Here is a 22921-nt window from a genome sequence, read left to right on the forward strand (position 1 = left end):
GTGATGAAAAAACTTTATGTATTTGCCGATTTCGATTGGCTGAAAGAACCAAGGCTTGTTGGAGAGCTGAGTTACGAATCACTTCGTGGCTCAGACAGTTATGGATTCTGTTATAGTAATGAGTGGCTGAAGGACTATGGCAGTCTGTTCCTCGGTGATGATTTGAACAACTATCCTGATCAGCAGTACACGGCTCCTGATAAGGATATTTTCAGATGCTTTTCTGATGCTCTTCCAGACAGGTGGGGACGAACCTTGATAAACCGCAGGGAACAGATTATGGCAAAGGAAGAAAAGCGACCGGTGCGAAGGCTTTCTTCATTCGACTATCTTATCGGGATTGAGGACTTTTCTCGCATGGGGGCTTTTCGATTCAAGGAGTCTGTAAATGGAGATTATATCAATGCAAGCGAAATCATGCGCATACCACCACTGACAGATATTCGTGAGTTGATTGCAGCTAGTTCCGAAATAGAGAAAAGTGAAGATGAGAACAGGTTACCTGAAATGCGTTGGATTGCTCAACTGGTACAACCTGGTTCATCTCTTGGCGGAGCACGTCCAAAGGCAAGTGTAATTGACGAGAACAAGATTTTGTATATAGCAAAGTTCCCGTCCCGCAAAGATGATTATGATGTGGGACTTTGGGAACATTTCTCACATCTGTTGGCAAAGAAGGCTGGTGTCAATGCTGCAGATACAAGAGTAATCTCTACTAGCGACAAATACCATGCTTTGCTTTCTCGACGATTTGACAGAAGGGAAGACGGTAAGCGCATACATTTTGCTTCAGCCATGACTCTTTTGGGTTTGAATGATGGTGACAATGCTAATACCGGACATGGCTATCTGGATATTGTCGATTTCATACTTCAGAATTGTACTAATGTGGAGGATAATCTGCAAGAACTGTATCGCAGAGTTGCATTCAATATTTGCATTGGTAATACGGATGACCATTTCCGTAATCACGGTTTCCTTCTGACAGCTAAGGGATGGACTTTGGCTCCGGCTTACGATATTAATCCAACGCTGAATGAGTATCAGAGTCTGTTAATTAACAGCTATACCAATAAATCGGATTTGAATGAATTGCTGAATTCTTGTGAGGAATATATGTTACAGAAGCATATTGCTCGGCAAATCATTAGTGAAGTACTGAATACGGTTAAGTATTGGCAGTCATTGTCAAACCGATTAGGGATAATAAGAACTGAACAAAACGTGTTCTATACAATTTTTGAACGACAAATAGGATTATATAATCCTAAGTCTTAATATATAAATAAATTCGACATAAGATAAAATAAATAATCAACTATTAAAAACTATATTATATGTCTCTTGTACCAAAACCGTTTCATGAATTGCTAAAAATGCATTTCATTATACCGCCGTATCAACGTGGATATCGTTGGGAATCACGTCAGGTAGAGGAACTTCTCGATGATTTGCTGGATTTTGTAAAATCTATGAAGTCAAAAAGAAACCGTAATAATGAAGGCCGTGAACCGTACTATTGTCTTCAGCCCATTGCAGTGGTAAGTCATCCGAAAAATGTAGATACTTATTTTGTTGTCGACGGTCAACAACGTCTTACAACTATATATATCCTTATGCATTATCTGTCGAAGAACAGTGATTATGAATACCCCGTATATGAGTTCTCTCTCCCTAGTAGGGATATTCAGAATGAATATCTGGCCAAACTTGAATTCATGGAGGATGATAAGAAATATATTGACAACATAGACAATTTCTATGTGAAGAAAGCGTATTCTACAATTGTAGAGTGGTTTTCTAGGGACGGGCATGACAGATATAAGGGAAAAATCCGGGATATCTTTGCTATGACTCCGGATGAGGACGAGGAACAAAACGATGTCCGAGTAATATGGTACGAAATCGGCAGCAAGGAAGCTCACAGAGCTTTCCGTGAACTGAACTATGGCAAAATTCCACTGACTTCGACGGAACTTGTCAAAGCTTTGCTGCTACAGGAAAGGAATACAAATTCTTCCGGGCATTACAGCAGGGGTGCATCATATCGCAGAGCGCTTGAATGGGACGCAATGGAGCATGCTTTACAGAACCCTTATTTATGGTCGATGCTGGCAGAAGCAAATGACGGAACATTGTCTCACATGGAACTTGTTCTGGATTTTGTGGCAGACAGACTGAACAATGAAATGACTGACGAGAATGGCAACAGGCCTGTGGAACGCAAGGAATCCAAGAATTCCAGGGATGACTTCAATTATCAGGTAATCAATGAATATCTGAGGAGGAATGACAATAGCAGTGATACGGTAGAGGACGTATGGAAAAGAATACAGATAATTTTCAATCTTGTATCGAACTGGTACTCTAACAGGCATTGGTATCATCTGATAGGGCTTTGCCGTATACTGCAAGTCGGAAAGCAACGGAAACGCAGGGATTTCGTCGAGTATATCTATAAGATGTCTGTTGATGAAAACGGAACTCCTATAGACAGACCGCAGTTTACCGGCAGACTTGAAAAGGAGGTGGGCAGACTGGTCAGACTGGGTAAGGGTATTACTCTTGAAGGCCTCCGTTATGACGAAAACAACGATTCCATAATAAGAGTATTAAAACTGCTCAATGTACAGGAAGCAATTAATGACAATACGGAGGAGAAGAGGTTTGCTTTTCATCTGTTTGAGATATTCAATGTGACATCGCTTGAACATATTCATCCGCAGAACATTACATCCGACATCGGTTTCGAGGATTTCAGGATGTGGTTTGAAAGGAGAAGTGAGGATTTCAACAAACTTGATGATGCTGAATTGCGTGCCTTGCTCCAGAATGATATATCTAACAGTCCGGATTCTGATTCCATGGACATGGACTGGAGAATAGCAGAGAAGAAAAAGGAAGTAGAGAAGGCTATCAGTGTTTTGAAGTATCTTACATCTGACAAAAAAATCTTTTCGGATGATTACAACCAGAACGAACTGGAACGAAATTCCACAATCCTTGACGGATTTTTCGGAGACCTGGCCGGAATAAAACCGGAAGATATGCATAGTATCAGGAATCTGGCCCTAGTTGACAAAGAAACAAATTCGGCCATGCAGAATTATCTGCTGGACAGAAAACGCTCCATCCTTATGGGCCGTCATGACAGTTGTAACATTTCCAATCCGAAAAATCTAAAAGGAACTTATGCACTACCGGCAACACGTAAGGTGTTCTGTAAAGAGTATTCAAGATGCTCGCCTGGTGATATGCGCTTATGGCGTCCGGAAGACAGGAACAACTATTTTAGAGTCATTAATGACGTATATGATTATTACACCTCAAAATAAACAAGAATATGCTCAACAAGAATACTGAAAAATACAATAAGTTCGCCGGCAGGAACGGTGTGGCTATCCCTATCATTCAACGTGACTATGTACAGGGGGCGGATGTGAACTTCGAGAAACGTGACAAGTTCATCAAGAAACTGTTTGATGCCCTGCTGAACCGTGAAACATGTGAACTGCATTTCATATATGGCTCTACGGATGTGACAAAACCGTCTGAACCGTATTTTCAGCCGGTGGACGGCCAGCAGAGGCTTACTACGCTTGCTCTTATAGGCTGGCTGCTGAACCAGAAGTGCGGCCTTAAATATTCAGGTTGCCTGAAGCCGCTTACATATACTTCACGTCCGTCAACAGAACAGTTCTGCAAACTTATGCGTGAATTCAAACTGCCGGAAAATCCTGGAACCACGATATCCGATTACATCAAGAATGTTCCCGGATGGTTTTCTGAATTCTGGAAACTGGATTCTTCGATAAATTCCATGCTTGAATTTCTTGACAAGGCTGATTCCCTACTTGGCTCTGAGAGATATAAAGACCATATAGAGGATATGGCGGAAACGTTCTTCAATGATTCTCCGTTTGAGTTTGAGAGCCTTGACATGGAGAACCTGGACCTGAATGATGACTTGTATGTCAAGATGAATGCCAGAGGTAAACTGCTTACACCATTCGAAAACTGGAAAGCGGAATTCGAAGATTTTCTTGGTAAAAATTTCAAGGACGTAAAGTATCCGTTCAGGAATATTCCAGGGATACCGGATACGCCTACCTTGGAAGAATACTTTGAATATTCAATAGAACATGACTGGTGTGATATACTCTGGCCGAGAGCGTACAAATGCTGGAATGCAAAAAGCGAGGAGGAAAAGAAGAAAATCCTGTATCCGTCCATTGATGAATGGTTTATGAACCTGCTTGACTACGTGTCGCAGTTCCTTATGTTTGCCGCTATGCCGGATGCAGAGTCTGTTTACAAGAACAGCGGACTGAAAAACATGAGGGACCTTTATGCTCATGAAATAGACAGTTCAAGGATTGAAGTGTATAAGGAGGAGGAGAATGTGATAAAACTGTTCAGGATTCTTGATCTTCTTGTGGATATCTACAGGAGATGTGGGGATTTTGGTGCTTTCATGTCGCGTTATTTTATTGCAACTTCTTCTACCGCACGTCTGGATAAAGAGGTGGAGAGACATAAGGTCAACCTGTTTGACTGTAATATAGACCTTGTCTCAACCTGTTTGGAAACGGGGACTGATATGGATATTACATCCCAGATAGTTCTGTGGAGTTTCTTACAATGGATGCTTTCTCATCCGGAGGAACTGCTGCCGGATTCTGACATGGTCGCTTTTACAGATTACTTGCGTGTTATGACCGGTTGGGTAAGGGGTATGAGACAGCGTCTTACGAATGGATATCAGGTTGGAGCAAATGCCCGTTTGTCGGATTTCCATGAAGCAGACATTATTTCGAATAAACTTTCTGCTGCAGCCAATATGTTTGATGCTCTACTGGAAACAACGGAGAAATCGCTTGAAGATGAACGAGTTAAAGCCAGGTTGTATGGTACGCCAAATTTCGATATTATCAGGGAATTGTCTACATGCCGTCCTCTTTATTATTCATTTGGGCTTCTGATGCCTTCCATTATAAGCTGCAGTGATACGGAAAGTTACATTAAAAGGTTCTATGAATTCTGGACTATAAGTGACACGAAAAGGGTCCAGAAACTTGTAAGCTGCGGTTTCAAAGGTATCAGACCATATGTGGACTGTTGGTTCTACGGTATGACGGGAAGATGGGATTATATCTTCACTATAGGTAAAGATGACAGAGGGTTTGTCAATGTTATTGAAGCTTTTACGCATCTGATGAACGGTGATAGTCCTATATGTTATTCTTATGATACCATGGCTTATTATATGGTGAAATATAAGGACTTTGTAGAGGCAAATGGGGGTGGTGTGATGCGTCACTATTTCAGACATGATGCAGGTAATGAATTTACTGTATGGACCATTAAATCCCCAAAAACGAAACCACGGCAGGGTACTAATACTGACCCATATGCCTACACTGTGCGTAAGCTCTATGAAGGTGAAGGAAGTAATGAATACGAACTCAGTGATTGGAGTGAGAATTCGGAACATGGAGCATTGTACATAAGGACTGAAGGTTCGGATTCTGATGCCATGTATATGGAATGCTATCCCAAAGGTTGGGAGATTGGCATATGGGACAAAAGGCAGAAAGTTACGAGAAAGTTTGGAAATCGTTTTGAAACTATTTCAAACGCTGAAGGAAATGCTGTTGGCTTTAGGGATACTGAAAATATCTTCAGCTTTGACGGTCTGGTGCTGCTTGATCTTCCCGGTAAGGACCGTATACAGACTGCACTTTCTTTTTTAGAAGCTATATCATAAAAGATATGAGTTTTTAGAGAAAATGATACTGTTTCAAAAGGTGTATAAAGTAAGCAAACAGATGTTGACTTTTCAAATATATTTTTGGAACAGTATCTAATCTCGTTTTATTAGAGTAAATAAGATATATCACTAGAAAATAAAAGACTCACCCTGAGCGCGCTGTTCTTTGTTGAATGAATGCTAAAGCTTCTGAAAAAGATAGGTCTTTGTACGAATAGATTTACCGTAGTTTTTATTTTGTTCTTTACTCATAGTTTGACTTGCAGATAGTTTTCAAGGATTGTGCCCACACGGAGTTGTCTGGCATAATCCAGTAGTTTACTTATATTTCGTTCCGGTCGTGTAAGATAGTTATCTATGATTTCTGAGCAGACATCAATACCTATTTTATTTCTAAACTTAATGGCATCACTTACGCATCGCTCTATATCATAGATCCTGATATTGTAACCCTCCAAAACCATATTGCTTACCCCAATTTCTAGTATAGAAGCGGTATAGTGGTGAAGTTCTATTGGGGGAAATGAAGGTGTTACTACTTTTCTATCTCTTTTTATGGCCACATGATAGGCTTGTGGCATAGAAGTCGTAAGTTGGTGTATGCTCCATGCAGACCAGAGGCAAAGAATTCCACCTGGTATAATCGCTTCTATGTCAATCATGCTGTTTGAAAGTTGGTCAATGTTGGCATACAGCCCTCGTCGAACCTGTATCAGTTCACCTTGGCGTACACTTTCCAACATTTTGTAATAAGCAGCACGCCCTTTTTCCTTCATGTCTGATGATGATATGTATGAATTAAGTTTCTTCATTAATTACTATTTAAATCTGTACAAAGATACCACAAATATTTATAAGTGTGGTGTGTTTGTACAGAAAATATTTAGAGATCATAAATTTAACCTTATTATTTTGGTGATACATATATTCTCAGTTAAGAAAGGAATGAACATATTTTACTATGACTCTATGACTTATGGCCATAAATAAACTAATCATATATTAACCCCATTTTCGATTTATGTCTTTCTTGCTCTATTGCCTAAAATACTGTAAGTAATTTAGTGTAACGAGGTTGAAATGTAAAACGATTTAGTTCAACCAGCGAAATGTGTAAAGCCGAATAGTGAACTTGCATTTACTTTGTAAGACAGATTAGTTAATCACATTCAAATCTGACGACCATTTTTAAGAGAGCGTTATTTGCGTATAAAATGACATTCACAAAAATGGTGCTTAAATTTTGATTTGCGTTATATTATTTCTTATTTTGCCCCAAAAACAATATTTTTGCAATAAAAACAAATAATATGGCGATAGACAATAATTTAAATAGACTTAAAGTAGTGCTCTGTGAAAAAAAGAGAACTAGTAAATGGTTGGCACAACAACTTGGTGTTAATCCGACAACAGTGTCTAAATGGTGTACTAATACGACTCAACCAGACTTGTATACTATCGCAAAAATTGCCGACTTGTTGCAGGTTGATAAAAGGGAATTGCTGCAATCTTCAAATTAAGAGAATTTATGGGATTAGTAATAGACTATATCATTCAATCTTCCGATGGAGAAGTTAAAGCATATGATAGTCAAAAAAGATTCATTGATGAAACTGAAAATGATACTTTCGGTGAGTTTGATGATCATATTAATGAAGTGACTATTAAAGATAAATCGTTATTATATGCAGAGGATAAGCCTTTTAAGGAAAGTCAGAAGAAGATTGACCCCGATTTAATTAGAAAAAAACACAATAAGAGCCTATTTAAATATTTTTTGGATGGGACAAGACAAGTTTATAAAGTTGGAGATATAGCTATTGATGGGGTCGTTTACCCTTTAGCTGTTGGACAGATTATTGTCGGTTATTGTGGTAGAGAAGGTAGGGATATAAAAATAGGTAAGGCCATTCGTAAACTTGTCTTGGCTGTACCAGTTCAGTATGATACAAAGGAACAAGGTCAAAACTTCTTTCGAAAGAAGTGTGAAGAAATAAATAAGAAGGTTCAGGAATCGTTGTTTTACCAAAAGTTCCACATGAAATTTTCGGATGTTATATCTTATGGCAATATTACGGATAAGCAAGTCGAGATGGGGAGAAATAAATATCTTAGACTGGCCATCTCAAAAATCCAAAACGAAATGCTGGATCAAGAACGACTGCTTGTAGAAGAAATGGTTTTGAATGGGCTGGTGTCTAATGATGATGCTATGTTAATAAAGGATGGTTCAATTGAATATAAAGAGGATTTTACGAATCGCCCAGATAAGGAATTGGCAAGTGCCGTTTTCAATCAAAATTTTAGGGATGTAGTGGGTGTCTCAAAATTGTTTGATCCGGAATTATTGAGTAGAAACGAACCTCATATCGGAACGATTATAGCTGAATTGAAACCTATGCATAGAACTAAAGCTTATCGATATATTCATGAAGGAAAAAGTTATTGTGTTTGGTATATTCGTTTACGAAATACAATAAACCGTTCTAACAGTTATTCTGATATCATAAAGGTTGAAATGTTTATGGTAGGAAACAAAGTAAAACAATCTGCTTTAATTGACTCAATTTCAGCGCACCTTATAAATGAAGCATATCCTGTTTGTTACGGAAAAGATGCAAGATGGGCAAATCATTTATATCCAGTGTATGTAACTGAAGCCTTTTGCAAATCTAATTTCGTGGATGAAAAATTGATAATAAAAATTATATAATAAATATGAGCAACAATAGTAAAATTATAGGAAAAGTCTCTGCAACGGAGAAAAATCCGTCAACGATTGACTATTTTTACTTTTGGATGGACTCTAATAATGATGATTTAAGTCCATTCGATGTTATTATGGTTGAAAATCCCAACAACTCCGTGACCTACGCTATTGTTGAGGAAATCAATCATGTCACTGACTCATCTAGTCATTTCACTAGTTACATATCATCAGAATTTGGTTCTCTCGCAAATGTTGAGTCTGAACAAGCTGGCAATACAAATAGACTTTCTTTTAGTTATGTAAAAGCAAAAGTAGTACATAATACAAAAAATACTTATACTCCTGTACTTCATGATAGACCAGTTTGCCTGTGTACTCCAAAGGGAATAAGAGAAGCATTGGGCCTTGATGATGTAAAAAATCCATTAACCTGTGGTTACATGGAAATGTATGGTAATAAAGTCAAGGTTGATATAAATGACAAATTCTTAATTGGTCCTGATGGTGCTCATTTGAATGTGTCTGGCATTTCTGGACTCGCTTGTAAGACTTCTTATACTATGTTTCTGTTGAACGCCTTGCAGCAAAAGTATAGGAAAGCATGGGAGGAATCTGAAGATGAAGATAATAAGTCTCAGAAAATTACATATTTAGTGTTTAATGTTAAGGGACGTGATTTGTTGACACTTGATATCCCTAACGAAAAACTAGATGAAACTCAAAAGAGAATCTATCGTGAAGAGTTAGGTTTAGAACCGGAGCCATTTAAGCAAGTTTACTATTATTATCCTCACGGTAAAAATGCTTCTCGGAATTATACGCAATCAAATGCAGATAAGGATGATATGGACAGACAGTTTATTGAGAAAAATGCATGCCGGTATTTCTACAATTTTGAAAGTAGCAGAGACAAACTTCAATATTTGTTTGCAAATGAGCCTGATCCAACAGGAACTATAGATAGTATTATTAGCTACTTGATGGATTATGGTCATCCATTTGGTCCTTCTGTAACGACTTGGGAGGAATTCTTTAAGGCGTTAAATAGCGTAACTATTCCAGGAAGTACCACACTCCAAGGAACTAATATACAATTGGCTTCTTGGAAGAAATTTGCGCGAATAATGAGAAAATTTCAATCCGAAGATTTGTTCGTAGATAAAGGCCATGAGATTACAGATAGGAGTGACTTGGCTTCAGACTTGTTTGACAACATGAACCCAAACGATGTTAAAGTAATCGATATAGCCCAACTAGATCCATTTATGCAAGGTTTTGTGTTTGGAGATGTAATTCAGCAGGTGGTTGAACGTATGAGCGCAAAAGACAAGAATACACCTGACAAGATTGTTATTTTTGTAGACGAGTTGAATAAGTATGCTTCAACAGATGTTCCGAAATCTTCTCCTATTCTTAGACATCTATTAGATGTTGCTGAAAGAGGTAGGGCTTTAGGTATTATTTTGTTCTCAGTGGAGCAATTTAGAAGTGCTATCCATGAACGTGTAAAAGGTAATTGTGCTAACTCCGCTTATGGTAGAACAAACTTTGTTGAAGTCACTAAACCTGATTATCAATTCTTTGGCAATATTTATAAGAATATGATGACAAGATTAGCTCCTGGTGATTATATAATTAGTAACCCTGCATTACGTTCATTAGTTAGTATAAAATTTCCATACCCAACTTTTAAATCAAACAATTAATGGAAGGATATAAAAGCAGAATCGGTAAGTCCCAAATGCGTCAGTATATGGGCGAACTCTATGAGGATTGTATGGTCGTGTATCGAGAGTATATACAAAATGCTTGCGATGCAATTGAAGATGCTGTGGAAAAAGGACTTATTACAGATAGAAAGAAAACGACAATTGTTGTAACGATTGATACGTTTAATCACAATATTATTATAGAAGACAAAGGTATCGGCATTTCTGTAGAAAATATCGGGCCTTATCTTGTTGATGTGGCTTCTTCAAAAAAAGTTAATAGAGCTGGACAATATGGCATAGGTAGGCTTAACGGTGCTAATTATTGCGATCAAATTCGATATGAAACCTCAACCTTTGGGGAACCCATTAAATCCACTCTTATATGGGATGTAAAAAAGGCTCGTGAAATATGTAACAATCCAGAACTAGATCCTACTACTGAAGAAATAATAGATGATGTTACTACTCTCTGTCCACAAGAACAAGAAAAAGAGGAGGAACATTATTGTCGTGTAACCTTAGTTAATGTCAACAACACAGAGTTGATGGACGAAGATAAAGTTATTGAGTATATTCAGCAGATTGTTCCAGTGGATTATTGTACAGTGTTTAAAGACAACCTATTAAAGCCTGCATTAGAACGACCTGTAAATCATGGATTTATCGAAAAGTTTAAGAACTTATGGATATATAAGATTAGTGTAAACGATACACCAGTCGAGAAAAGATATTCATCCGAAGAGAAAGATTTTGAATTTGGAAGTATTAGATGTTTTTCTCTTAAGGATAATAAAACGCAAGAAGAATTTGCGTGGGGATGGTATGCAATGAATAAAGAAGCTAAGCAAATGAATGATTTGCCTATATCGTTTATTAGAGCTAGACATTGTAATTATCAGATAGGACCTAGTACTTTGTTGTCTGGTTTGTATCAAGCAGTTATAGACCAATCTTATTTCATTGGAGAAATGCACCTCGTTCATGAGCAGCTTAAGCCTACAGCATCTCGTGACGGAATCAATCAAAATGATACAAAGTTGATTTTCGAGAGGGAAGTCCGTAAATTCTTTAAGGAATTGAAGACTCTTTATAACAAAACAAGCAAGTTTAGAAGTGAAGTAGTTGATAAAATCGCAGATGCTAGTATCCAACTTGTTAATTTAAGTCAACAATTGAAAAAAGAAAATGAAGCCTCTGAAATTAAGAATATTAAAAATAAGATACAAAAAGCAAAAGAGGATAAAGCAAGGGCAATGTCTAAGATAAATGCATATGAAGATTTTTTCAATAGTAATGATTCTTGGAGTGTTGCAGAAGATGTTGTCAATAGTGTAAATTCTTCTACTATTAAAGCATTTAATAATAAAACTGAAATAATTAAGCAGAATTTACAGCTACCAGCCATAAAAATAGAGAATTTCAAAACAAAAGAAGAAACTTCAACACCAGATTCTGAAAAAAAGAATGGTAATAACAGTGAAGGAAATGGAGGTGATAGTATTTCAAATCCTCCATCTTCAAATCCGGATGATAAAATTACTCCACCTTCACCACCCTCAGAACTTGATATTTATAAAGGACTGAGCCTTGTAGAAAGAAGGTTAATTAAAAAGTTTTATGCAGTAATTGACAAAGCATCAGAAATACCACCCAAAATTAAAGATCAATTGAAGAATAATTTAAGAAAGAAAATTCTGTAATGAGAATTAAAAGGAACATTCTACTTGTAGAACCGAATTATAAGAATAAATTTCCTCCTATTGGTTTGATGAAGTTGTCTACTTACTTTAAATCTTTAGGTGACAATGTCGTTTTTTTTAAGGGCGACATTAAGGATTTTATTCTTGAACGAGCTGTAGAAAAGTGCATAGGAAAGTTAATTAGCATTGCTCCTAGAGATAATTGGAGAAGCAAACATGATGCAATTAAGAGCTATATTAAAACTCGTAAAGCTGTGTATCTTGAACGTTTGGAAATTGCCAATGATAGAGAAGATTATGTACTAATTTTAGATTGGCTCAATTATTTTAAAGATTATATTTGGAAAAAGTACTATCTTAATAATGATGAAAAAGAATGGGACTGGATAGGTGTTACAACTTTATTCACGTTTTATTTTGACATAACAGTAAAGACTATAAATCAGGTTAAAGAGTTGTTAAAACCTAATGGACAAATTATGGTTGGAGGAGTTTTGGCAACTTTGCAACCAGAAGAACTTGAAGATGCCACAAATATTAAACCATTCGTTGGTTTGCTTAATAAACCAGGTATCATTGATAATGACAATGAAATAATTATAGATACACTTCCATTAGATTATTCCATATTAGAAGAGATTGATTACCGATATGATATGTCAAATGCGTATTATGGATCAATGACTAAAGGTTGTGTTAGACATTGCGCGTTCTGTGCAGTGCCTAAGATAGAGCCTGAGTATATGGATTATATACCTATGTCTGATAGGGTTGAACGTGTGAAAAATAAATTTGGAGAGCAAAAAGACTTGTTACTGATGGATAACAATGTTCTTGCTTCTGAAAGATTTAATGATATTATTGACGATATTATTAAGTGTGGATTTCAGCGAGGTGCAACTTATCAAGCTCCAAATCAATTAGAATTAGCTATATCAAATCTGCAAAAAGGTATCAATGACAGAGCATACTTGCGCATGGCACAGCGAGAGTATTCAAACTTCCTTTCTTCTATTAAAGAAAAAGAGTTATCATATAAGATATATTCGATTTTGTACGATTTTGGTTTGCTTTCGTTGGGTACAAGTACAAAGGATAATGCAATAAAGGCTTACGAACTTATATCAAATGATTATGCCAAATTTTATAAGCGGTTAAGACCTAAGCAGCGTATTGTTGATTTTAATCAAGGGGTTGATGCTCGACTATTCACTGAAGAAAAGGCGGAGATGTTGTCTAAAATTGCTATTTCTCCATTACGAATTGCATTTGATTCTCTTTCAGTGAAGGATGATTATATACAGGCAATACGATGGAGTGCAAAATATGGAATCAAGAACTTTTCAAACTATCTTCTCTATAATTTCACTGACAAACCATCTGATTTGTATGAACGACTAAAGATAAATGTTGAATTGTGTGATGAATTGGGTATTAATGTATATTCTTTTCCTATGAAATATCATCCTTTATTGGGAGAGTATAGTCATGATCGAGACTACATAGGTAAACATTGGAATAGAAAATATATCCGTTCTATTCAAGCCATTCTTAATTCGACGAAAGGAAGCATTGGTAGAGGACAATCATACTTTCAAAAGGCATTTGGTAGAGATATTCATGAATATTATACGTTACTTGAAATGCCGGATACCTATATTATTTACCGTTTCTTTTTTGAATGGCTTGAAAAAAAATCTCATCCGCTAAGTATGAAGCGATGGGTTGATGCTATGAATTCTTTGTCAATACAAGAAAGAGACACTCTGTTGTCTATAATACACGATAAAAACTTTACTCAAACAAATAAGAGTGAAGATTATGGAGAACGTATCAATGATGTGTTGAAATTTTATGTAAATTTACGTGACGAGATTTCAGATCCAAAAGGCTGTTTGTGGAAACTTAAAAAAGAATTTGATTCGTTGCCCAAAGATGAATTAGATTATATAAAAGATTCATTTGTAGGTGTTTTAACAATATACAGATAGCCTATAAAGATTTTTATTTCAAAACAAGCTTTGACATTCGGTTTTATTCGTTTGTCAAAGCTTGTTTGCTATTTTATGTATTGTAAATCTTGGCCCATAGTAAGATGTGATTATGTAAAATATTACCGGTTAGTATTCATAGTTCTTTATAATTCTTTTAGAAGAATAAATACATTATTTTAGTCTGTAAGACCATATGTTTAATGTTTTTTATTAGATGGTATAGCAAACTGAATATACTTGGTTATTTTTATTTCTTTATTTTATCAGAACTTATATTCCTCATCACCATTTCATGCCTTTCCTTTAACTCATTATACCTTTGATTTAAATCCATGTAAAGAAAATTTCCAAATATCCAAAATATACAAGTAATAATAATCAACATTATATAGAAAAATCTGTTATTGTTGGTACTACCTATATTATCTTTAGGTATCTTCTGTATGTCATTTTCGATTCCGCTAATCCTTGCATTTATGGAATCTATCTTTTTATCGATTTGAATAATAGGGGAGAGTTTGGGCAATAACACATTATTAACCAGTTTTGTTTCCCTTTCAATTGCAAAATCAATAGTATTCTTACATCTTCTACTAACTTCATCGGCATAGTTTTCTCTACTGTTTATATGGGCATTTATAGTGTCGTTTACAGCATTTACAATCGTTTCCTTCAGCAATGAATTTAATTCTTGATTGTTCTCTGATTGCTGGGGCTGTTGAATATTCAAATTCTGAATATCTGTCCGTATGGCCTTTATTTCATCTTTAAGCTCATTATATATGGATAGGAGAGCGGCTCCTTCAATTTCTTTCTTGATCATCTTCTTCTGCTTCTAATATGTTCACGATTTTTCCTTTTTCTTTCATCATCATCCAACTGGTTACTGTTTCCTCCACCACCTCCTGAAGATATTACCGCATTAGGCTGAAGGAGTAAATCTGCAACAGCATTTATGATAGAATTGCCAGTATGAGAGGTAACCTCATTTTCATATATTTCCTCATGTTCTGTAGATTTGACTGTATCCTTTTCTTGCTCCAGGATTTTGTCTTGTTGGGTATTTCCAAAGCTGTTCGATGTATCCAGACTGTTCTCATATTTGTTTAGCATATTAGCTATTTTAAAATAACTCAGACTACGGTCTATTCTGGAACCGCTGAATGTATTTTCGCCACGTGAAAAGACTATACCACATGGCTTACTTTTGCTGTCTGTTCTTATGGTAAAATGAATTTTGTCTCTGCTCAGCTTCTTTTGAAACTCGCTCCAATTATTACTTTTTTCCAAAGCCTTGCGTATGGCAAACATCATTTCATACTTATGCTTGTCTTTGCCACGAAGCCTGTCATACTTGACATTCTCTTTACCCTTCGGCATATACAGGCCATATTTTATTGTCAGTTCCCTGCATACCCTGTTGTTTCTTATGCGGTCATTGCTGTCGCTTATGGTTTTCCCGTCATTGTCCACACGGTTTATCACAAGATGTATATGGGGATGTTCTCTGTCGTAATGTCTTACAACAATATATTGTGTTTTTTTGATATTCATCTTTTCCATATATTCCCTGGCAATCTTTACCATAAGGTCGTCAGTCAGTTTCTCCGAATCCTGCTTTGAAAAGCTCAATGATATATGATAGACCGGAGTTCTGATTCTTGTATTTAAACCTGCCTGACAACTGAAACTTTCAGCTATATGCTGTTTGCTGTCTGAACGTACACCTTCGGTAGCAAGCAGCTTGGATTTATTGTTGCCTTTCATCGTATAATTTACAATCTTACCGAAGTCATTCCTTTTCATAATCTTTCCCATCATGCTTTTATCAGTTTAATGATTTTGTCTATTTCATCAGCCAGTTCTGATACGGATTCTGACACTGCAGCATATCCGAAAGTATTTGCGTTTTTTGCAAGCTGGTTTAGGTTGTTTGCCATGCCTGAAAGACTCCTTATCAGTTTTACATCTTCAGGTGTAAGACGTGCTGTTATATTTCCATTTATGGCCATATTTCTTATATACTCACCTAATGTAACACCGGCTGTCATGGCCTTACCGTTTATGATATGCCTCTCCAATACGGTACATTTGAATGATAATATCTCTGTACGTTTTTCCATTTTGTCCAGAGGAGGTCTGCCACCGATAGCCTTATTTTTGTTGTTGCTTTTTTGTTCCATTTTGTTGATTATTTTTTTCGGTTTATAATTGATTCCTGTTGGGTACTTCTCGGATGGATTCAGAGGTTTTGGTATTACCAAAACATAAACTTGCCAACCGAAAAAACTACATTCCTTTTGTCATTCCGTTTTTTCCAGAATATTGTTGGATATGGGAAACGGACTTTTATTGAGTACCGAAACCTGACAGTTCCAGGTCGAAAGTCTCGATTAAAAGTTTTAGGGCAGGATTCTTTCTTGTCATGGATTGGAGAACGGCTTCACCTGATTTTACCTTTATAAGATAGTCGGCAATGTCGTATCCGTTCACCCTTTCCACATCATTTGCATTTACTTCAAGATACTCGGAAATCTCAGTACGGATGTTTCTTTTTCTCATCTGTATACACTTTTCTTTCCATTCCTGTGTCATTCCGATATCAGGGAACAGAACAATATTCCTGCCTTTTAGTACGTCAAAATTCTGCTCGTTAAAGCATCCGTTTTTACCTCCCGTTGCAAGCCAGATATATTCCGGTATATAGAATGAAGCAATGATAGCGGTCTTTTCGCTTTCTACTATGGCAACGGGTTTTCTGCTGTTGTATAAGAGATGTTCTCCAAAGTAGCATTGTTGTAAGTGGAATTCCGGTATATCAAGTTCTGTATGTACCCATGAAACATGTGCATATGGTTCTTTTATACGTTTTCCTGTCTCTGCGTTGTACTGCATGATTTTCCCGGTTCTTATTTTTCCGGATATGTCTGTTTGCCAGAATACCGTAGCATTTTTCCATTTTCTGGCGGTACCTACATGGTAAGTCTTCATCAGATGCAGTGCTGACTCATACCCCAGATGGTTGACAAGATACAGAAACAGGTTATTCTGTTCATAGCATTTCATTGTCTGCTGCATAATTTCATCTGGTATAAAAGATGTGTCGGTATGCCGGCGTACAGGAGGGAGTCTTGGATGACATACAACAGGTTTCTTATCTTTTACAATAGGGAATGATTTATTGTACTCTTTACATTCCGGATGTTCATCAAAATACATTGCTGGTGTATAGTGATAACCACAATTATTGATTCTGTTACATTTTCCTACATATTCGGGAAAAGAGATAGCCCCTTGGGTATCAATATAACGGGTGAACTCACGATGCTTTCCGCACGAGGGGCAGGTATACCTGTTTCTCTGGTGCCTGTTGTAAGGCTCCAATATAAATCTGAAGTTATCCATAATTTTCTGTTTTTAGTGATTGACAAAGTGACAAAGTGATAAAGTCAGCCGTTAGTTTGTCACTTTATCACTTTGTCATTGTGCTTTTTTATAATTCCCATATTCGTGATAAAGGTAAGTTCCCGTTGCCTTTTTCAGGAAGCGGTCATACGTGCTGGTACTCCAGTTCATGGAGACGGCTACCTCCAATCCTTCAGAACGTGTAAACTTATCCGGCAGCTTTTCCAACAGTTCTGTCTGCTTGGGAGTGAGCATCACACCTTCAATCATGGAGCATATCTGCAGGGCAGTATTTTTAAAATAGGATACCAGACGTATGGATTTCAGTACACTGTCAAGATCGATGCAGTAATTGCAAGTTTTTGATTATCAAGTATTTGGAGCTCTAAAAGGTACAGAAGTCTAATTTTTTGTCATTTTTATCCATTATAACTTATTGATTATCAACGAGTTATGTGCTGTTACATTCTTTTTGTAAGACAAAGATAATTGTATTTTGTTGAATTTCAAAGTTTTCCAGCAAATAAGTTACAAGAACGAGGTATTTTTTACCCCTTTTTTAGTGATGTAGCATATTCATCAATGGTGTTCAATATTATGCAAATAGCAATACGTATTTTTGAGTTGTCCTTTAATCTTTGGAAGTGAGATAATATGAAGACTGATGTTAATTTGTATCGATTTTTTATATTAATGGATGGACTGATGTTTTGATTTAATGATTATATTGACTACGGGTACAATAAATTCTATAAAAGAATATCAGTTTTTGATTTTTGCATAAATGATGTAAATATTGAAATCTAATTTGCAAATATAGATATTTAGTTATATATTTGTTGAAAAACAGATTATATGATAGCAGAAATTAGATTTAAGAATATGTTCTCATTCAGAGACGAGGCTATATTAAGTTTTGAAGCTGATAGAAGTAAGGATATGGAGTCATATCATGTTGTCGAATTGGGGGGTGATGTGAGACTATTGAAAGTGGCTGTCATTTATGGAGCAAATGCTTCGGGTAAGAGTAATATTATTAAAGTTTGTGATTTTATCAAATCATTCATTACTTATACCCCACTTAATAAGGCAGAACAAATTCAAATAGTCCCGTTTCTCCTGAATAAAACAAGTTCGAGGCAGTTATCTGAATATTCGATTTCGTTCTACTTGAAGAATGAGGAAAAAGCAGTTCGTTATGTCTATTCTGTAGCTTTAGACAGGTGGCACGTAGCAAAGGAAAGTCTGATCTATTATCCAAGTCAACAGCCTGCTACTATATTTGAAAGAAATACTGAGAATAACGTATCAGTTATTAAATTTGGACAGAAGATTAAAATGTCGCAATCTGTCAAAGAGGAAATAACATTGAAGTGTTTGCATAACATGTCAGTTTTTGCTGCTTATATGCAGGTAAATACACATATTGTAGAATTAGAGGCAGTTCTTCAGTATCTAACCAATCAGGTTATGCCGGCAATTGTGCCTGCATCATCTTTAAGTCGTTATGCCGAAGAATCAATCAAGAATGAGTCTGCAAAAGATTATATTTTGAGATATCTACAGGAAGCTGATTTCAATATTTCAAATATTACTTCCAAAGAACAGGAAACACATAAAGGTTCGATTAATTATACTATGTATCAGCATAAAGTATCATCTGATGATGGTAACAATGATTATTATGAGTTCCCGGAACTGTTTGAATCGGACGGTACTATCCGTACGTTTGGCTTGGCCGCTCAAGTGCAAAAGATTCTTGAAAAAGATGCTTTTCTTGCAGTTGACGAGATTGAATCCTCTCTTCATCCGAAATTGATAGAATACATCATTGAACGTTTTCTAAAAGAATCAGAGCAAGCCCAGTTGTTGCTCACTACACATTATGATGGACTATTAGGAGAAGAAGATTTGCTTAGGAAAGATAATGTTTGGTTTACTGAAAAGAATCCGGACGGATCAAGTGTGCTGTATCCTCTAACAGATTTCAAAGGATTGAATAGGATTAGTTCTCTCCAAAAGGCATATAAATTTGGTAAATTCGGTGCAGTTCCTAATCTATAATCATGTACTTTTATGAGAAAAGCAAGAAAAAATACAGCGACCAGACAGGTTATTCATATCGTTGGTGAGGGTTTGACTGAATTATTTTATTTCAGTCATTTGAAAAAAATACTTGGTTATAGATATTCTATTTCTCCTCGTTTATTTGAAAACAATAGTATTGAGAAAATAGATAAGAAGATAAAGGAACTTCTAGATGAAGATGTCTTTGTAATATGTGTTTTTGATGCAGATGTTAGCAGGCGTTCTGATGCGGAAAATAAAAAAATGGTGTCGCTCAAAAAGAAATATGAAAATAATCCCAATGTGATTCTCTGTGATAGCTTACAGTCAATAGAATATTGGTTTTTACTACATTTTGAAGATACGTGTCGACATTTTCAAGATTCAGCAGCTACAGAAAGAGCATTAAAGCAATATCTGCCAACATACGATAAAACTCGAAAATACCTTGAGAAGGATAAATGGGTTAAAGAAATGCTTGCTGATTCAAAAATGGATAGGGCATGTGAACTAGCCGAAAAATATAAAGGTAGAGATTCTTATAGTGAGATTTATAAGGCGATTAAAAAAGTTAGTGAATCGTTGTAATAAATATGGATTGATGAAAAAAAAAGATTTATATGCTGTTTGGGGAATCATAGTTAGTGGAATTACTATTGCATTTATTATTAATTTGTTGTTAACATATGGTAATATTATCAAAACAAATCTTTCAAATGACTCGTGGTTAAATTTTTGGGGAAGTTATAGTAGTGGAATTTTTGCTGTTGTAGTAGGTTATCTTGCTATTATTTATAGTAATAGAAATAATGAGAAAGCTATTCTGCAACAGGAAAAGCTGTTAATTCGTCAACAAAATATTAAAAAGTTGGATGAGTATAATAACTGTCTAAAAAATAATTTGGCTTTACTTAATGTAGTAGATGTTATGGGAATTACTGTTGGTATTGATCATCAGAATTTATCATTATCCAAATCGGCTATATGTCAAATGAAAGGTCGAATTTATACAACAGATTTACAGTATAGATATGTATTTGAAGTAGATGTACAACGCCAGAAAACAAATTTAGAAAAGGCTTATGAAGAATGCTGGATTAAAGCACGTATGGGACTATCTGATTTATTAGATCAAGAACTCTCTTTTATAGAACGTATTAATCAAAATAGATATGATATTCAAATAAAAGAGAATAATATGCATCGAAAAAATATCTTATTGGATTTAAGTAAACAAACGCCAGACGTAGAAAAAAGAAAGTCACTTCAGCAAGAGATTCAGGAAGTAAACATTGAACTGGAACGATTAGATAGAAAAATTATTTCATACTATGATGATGTTGATAAGATGACCACTTCGATTAAAGATTTTTCTCTTGAATTGAATAATACTATAAAGGTCTTGTTTGATATATCTTTATTGCTTATTAAAGAGAAAGAGGCCCAATTTAAATTAGAAAAATAATAGGGTGGTATATATTTGCCCATGTTTTTGGATGTCTTATAAAAGCTATTACAAGGAATATAATGAATAGGATTATACTTATAGGAAATGGTTTTGATTTAGCCCATGGGCTTTCTACCAAATACGAGGATTTTATAAATTGGTATTGGGAACAATGGGGACTTCGTTTACTTAGCAGTTCGAAAAAAGAAGAAGAGGATGGCCTTTGTTCTTTTAGACTTAAGGATGAAGTAGGACTTGCTGGTTGGTATTTAGTTTGGGCATGGCATTATCAAATTATTACGAAATCTCTCTCTCTGCGAGATATCGTAGATTTGGTTTGTAATGATGAACAGGTTTGTGAGTTTCATTGTCATAGTATTCTTTTTCAGCGTATATGTAAATCTATTGAGTCTAAGGGATGGGTAGATATTGAAGTTGAATATTATGAGATATTAAAATCATGTGCTTTATATCCAGAAAACAATGAATGTACTTGTTCTGAGTTGAATAGACAGATGAATTTCTTAAAAATAAAACTTATAGAATATCTTAGTAGTTTAAACATAGATGAGGCAATAATCAATTATAAAATAAAAGAAATAATATATGCACCTTTTAATCCTGATGATATTTCTATAAAAGAAATGATACATCTTGTTGATCATTTTAAATCGTGGATTAATAAGGGAGAGAAGGAGTGGGGATATCGTTTTTCACAATACAATCTCCTGAAAAATGATTTATTAATCAAGGATAATATTGAATTTTGCAATAAGTTCTCTGAAGATTCTTTTAATGGGGAAATCCAGGAATTTATTTTAAGAGGTCAATACCCTAAAGAAATATTATTACCAGACAATATAATGTTGTTGGACTTTAATTATACTCCAACATCTAAATTTTATTTAACTTCTAATATGGGTTTCTGTCACAATCAGATTCATGGTGCTCTTGATAGCACTGAAAGTGTCATATTTGGTTATGGTGATGAATTGGAAGATCATTATAATGAAATTGTAAAATTGAATGATAATAAGTGTTTACAAAATATTAAATCTATAAAGTACTTGGAATCTAATAAATATCGTAAAATGTTATCATTTATAGAATCTTCCCCATTTCAAATATTAGTTATGGGACATTCTTGTGGAAACTCAGATCGGACTTTACTTAACACTTTGTTTGAACATAAAAATTGTGTATCAATAAAACCTTATTATTACCAAAAAGAAGATGGTTCCGATAATTATTTGGACATTATTCAAAACGTGTCAAGGAGTTTTACTGATATGAAACTTATGAGGGATCGTGTCGTTAATAAAACATTTTGTGAACCGCTTCCGCAAAATAGGACTAACAATTAATATGTACTTAAATAAACAGTATTACGTATATTAAGCTTAATCGAATCTCGAAGTTGCTATGCAGTCTGACTATATCACGAGCATTATGGTGGCATTATAATGAATATATTTAAAAATGAGGTAGACTAATTTGGTATAGATAACTATCAGCTTTCATTATTTTTGTGCTTTGATTGATTTGTCTATGAAAGAAATGATATTAAAATATTGATTTTTTATGCAGTAAAATAAATATAAAATATTAGTCATGCAATATAAATTGAATCATTTAAAATATCTATGTCTTCGCCTATTAAAGGCACCGGAGAGAAGTTTGGGAATGAAAATGCAACGTAATCTTCATCCGGATGTTTATTATTATTTTTATGATGGGATAACTGTGCAAGAAAATTATATTGATTTCCATTCTAGAATTCCCCAACAATTATACAATTTGGATGAACAAATCTCTTCACTTGAAATAAATATCTGTGCTATTGTAGGTGAGAATGGTTCTGGTAAAAGTACAATTGTTGATTTTATATTGAGAATTTTAAACAATTTGTCCGTATGTATTTTAGGAGAATATTATCGCTCGCCTAGTGCTGAACATTTACATTTTATTGAAAATGTATATGCTGAACTTTATGTATTAGTCGAAGATTACCTAAAATCCGCAACTATCATCCAATACACGATTAAGGGTAGATTTATGAGTCGTTAGTAGCAGCTTTCAGTAAAAAGCAACAGCACAACATCAATATGTAGCCACC

General features: G+C 35.3%; 19 protein-coding genes. 13 read left to right on the forward strand and 6 right to left on the reverse strand.

The window, feature by feature from the left end; all coding sequences use genetic code 11:
• The first annotated feature begins 3 nt into the window (after positions 1–3).
• The 3 genes from MUN53_RS12950 (at position 4) to MUN53_RS12960 (ending at position 5767) form a co-directional block, all read left to right on the forward strand.
• Positions 4–1278, forward strand: coding sequence for a type II toxin-antitoxin system HipA family toxin (locus MUN53_RS12950; protein ID WP_243325885.1), 1275 nt, complete (start codon positions 4–6; stop codon positions 1276–1278).
• Positions 1279–1376: 98 nt separating this feature from the next.
• Entirely contained in the window at positions 1377–3335 is a 1959-nt protein-coding gene (locus MUN53_RS12955; RefSeq protein ID WP_243325908.1) for a DUF262 domain-containing protein, read from the forward strand.
• An 8-nt stretch (positions 3336–3343) separates the two neighbouring features.
• A complete protein-coding gene (locus tag MUN53_RS12960; RefSeq protein ID WP_243325888.1) occupies positions 3344–5767 on the forward strand; it encodes a DUF262 domain-containing protein in 2424 nt (807 codons plus the stop codon).
• Positions 5768–6018: 251 nt separating this feature from the next.
• On the opposite strand, the gene MUN53_RS12965 is transcribed toward MUN53_RS12960, so the two are convergent.
• Entirely contained in the window at positions 6019–6546 is a 528-nt protein-coding gene (locus MUN53_RS12965) for a type IV toxin-antitoxin system AbiEi family antitoxin domain-containing protein (protein ID WP_243325909.1), read from the reverse strand.
• A gap of 534 nt (positions 6547–7080) precedes the next feature.
• Here MUN53_RS12965 and MUN53_RS12970 point away from each other — a divergent pair.
• The 5 genes from MUN53_RS12970 to MUN53_RS12990 are packed head-to-tail and all read left to right on the forward strand — an operon-like array spanning position 7081 to position 13883.
• Positions 7081–7290: a helix-turn-helix transcriptional regulator gene (locus MUN53_RS12970; RefSeq protein WP_195202987.1), complete on the forward strand. Its 210-nt coding sequence runs from the start codon at positions 7081–7083 to the stop codon at positions 7288–7290.
• A gap of 8 nt (positions 7291–7298) precedes the next feature.
• Positions 7299–8483, forward strand: coding sequence for a hypothetical protein (locus MUN53_RS12975; RefSeq protein ID WP_195202986.1), 1185 nt, complete (start codon positions 7299–7301; stop codon positions 8481–8483).
• 5 nt (positions 8484–8488) lie between these two features.
• The gene (locus MUN53_RS12980; RefSeq protein ID WP_243325889.1) at positions 8489–10186 is read left to right on the forward strand and encodes an ATP-binding protein; all 1698 of its coding nucleotides are present in this window, start codon (positions 8489–8491) and stop codon (positions 10184–10186) included.
• Positions 10186–11892 (forward strand): ATP-binding protein, encoded by a 1707-nt coding sequence (locus MUN53_RS12985; protein WP_243325891.1) that lies wholly within the window; start codon positions 10186–10188, stop codon positions 11890–11892. The genes MUN53_RS12980 and MUN53_RS12985 overlap by 1 nt, the downstream gene beginning before the upstream one ends.
• A complete protein-coding gene (locus MUN53_RS12990) occupies positions 11892–13883 on the forward strand; it encodes a cobalamin B12-binding domain-containing protein (RefSeq protein WP_243325893.1) in 1992 nt (663 codons plus the stop codon). Before MUN53_RS12985 ends, MUN53_RS12990 begins: the two co-directional genes overlap by 1 nt.
• A 250-nt stretch (positions 13884–14133) precedes the next feature.
• Here the strand turns inward: MUN53_RS12990 and MUN53_RS12995 are convergent, their stop codons facing one another.
• From MUN53_RS12995 to MUN53_RS13015, 5 genes are all read right to left on the reverse strand, one after another.
• Complete coding sequence (locus MUN53_RS12995) at positions 14134–14709, reverse strand: hypothetical protein (protein WP_243325896.1); 576 nt, start codon at positions 14707–14709, stop codon at positions 14134–14136.
• The gene (locus tag MUN53_RS13000; RefSeq protein ID WP_243325897.1) at positions 14706–15707 is read right to left on the reverse strand and encodes a relaxase/mobilization nuclease domain-containing protein; all 1002 of its coding nucleotides are present in this window, start codon (positions 15705–15707) and stop codon (positions 14706–14708) included. Before MUN53_RS13000 ends, MUN53_RS12995 begins: the two co-directional genes overlap by 4 nt.
• Positions 15704–16069, reverse strand: a complete 366-nt coding sequence (locus MUN53_RS13005; protein WP_243325898.1) for a plasmid mobilization protein — start codon at positions 16067–16069, stop codon at positions 15704–15706. Before MUN53_RS13005 ends, MUN53_RS13000 begins: the two co-directional genes overlap by 4 nt.
• Positions 16070–16235: 166 nt before the next feature.
• Positions 16236–17291 carry a DUF6371 domain-containing protein gene (locus MUN53_RS13010; RefSeq protein WP_243325899.1) on the reverse strand — a complete coding sequence of 352 codons (1056 nt, stop codon included), beginning with the start codon at positions 17289–17291 and terminating at the stop codon, positions 16236–16238.
• A 75-nt stretch (positions 17292–17366) separates the two neighbouring features.
• Positions 17367–17561, reverse strand: a complete 195-nt coding sequence (locus MUN53_RS13015; RefSeq protein WP_243325900.1) for a hypothetical protein — start codon at positions 17559–17561, stop codon at positions 17367–17369.
• A 585-nt stretch (positions 17562–18146) separates the two neighbouring features.
• Here MUN53_RS13015 and MUN53_RS13020 point away from each other — a divergent pair.
• The 5 genes from MUN53_RS13020 to MUN53_RS13040 all read left to right on the forward strand — a co-directional run bounded on the left by MUN53_RS13020 (position 18147) and on the right by MUN53_RS13040 (position 22872).
• Positions 18147–19355, forward strand: coding sequence for an AAA family ATPase (locus tag MUN53_RS13020; RefSeq protein WP_243325901.1), 1209 nt, complete (start codon positions 18147–18149; stop codon positions 19353–19355).
• 12 nt (positions 19356–19367) lie between these two features.
• Positions 19368–19946 (forward strand): RloB family protein, encoded by a 579-nt coding sequence (locus tag MUN53_RS13025; protein WP_117678346.1) that lies wholly within the window; start codon positions 19368–19370, stop codon positions 19944–19946.
• A gap of 13 nt (positions 19947–19959) precedes the next feature.
• Positions 19960–20823: a hypothetical protein gene (locus MUN53_RS13030; protein ID WP_243325902.1), complete on the forward strand. Its 864-nt coding sequence runs from the start codon at positions 19960–19962 to the stop codon at positions 20821–20823.
• 62 nt (positions 20824–20885) lie between these two features.
• Complete coding sequence (locus MUN53_RS13035) at positions 20886–22169, forward strand: AbiH family protein (protein ID WP_243325903.1); 1284 nt, start codon at positions 20886–20888, stop codon at positions 22167–22169.
• A gap of 319 nt (positions 22170–22488) precedes the next feature.
• Positions 22489–22872 (forward strand): hypothetical protein, encoded by a 384-nt coding sequence (locus MUN53_RS13040; protein WP_243325905.1) that lies wholly within the window; start codon positions 22489–22491, stop codon positions 22870–22872.
• Positions 22873–22921 lie beyond the last annotated feature (49 nt).

The sequence above is a fragment of the Parabacteroides faecalis genome, assembly GCF_022809355.1.
Classification (GTDB): domain Bacteria; phylum Bacteroidota; class Bacteroidia; order Bacteroidales; family Tannerellaceae; genus Parabacteroides; species Parabacteroides faecalis.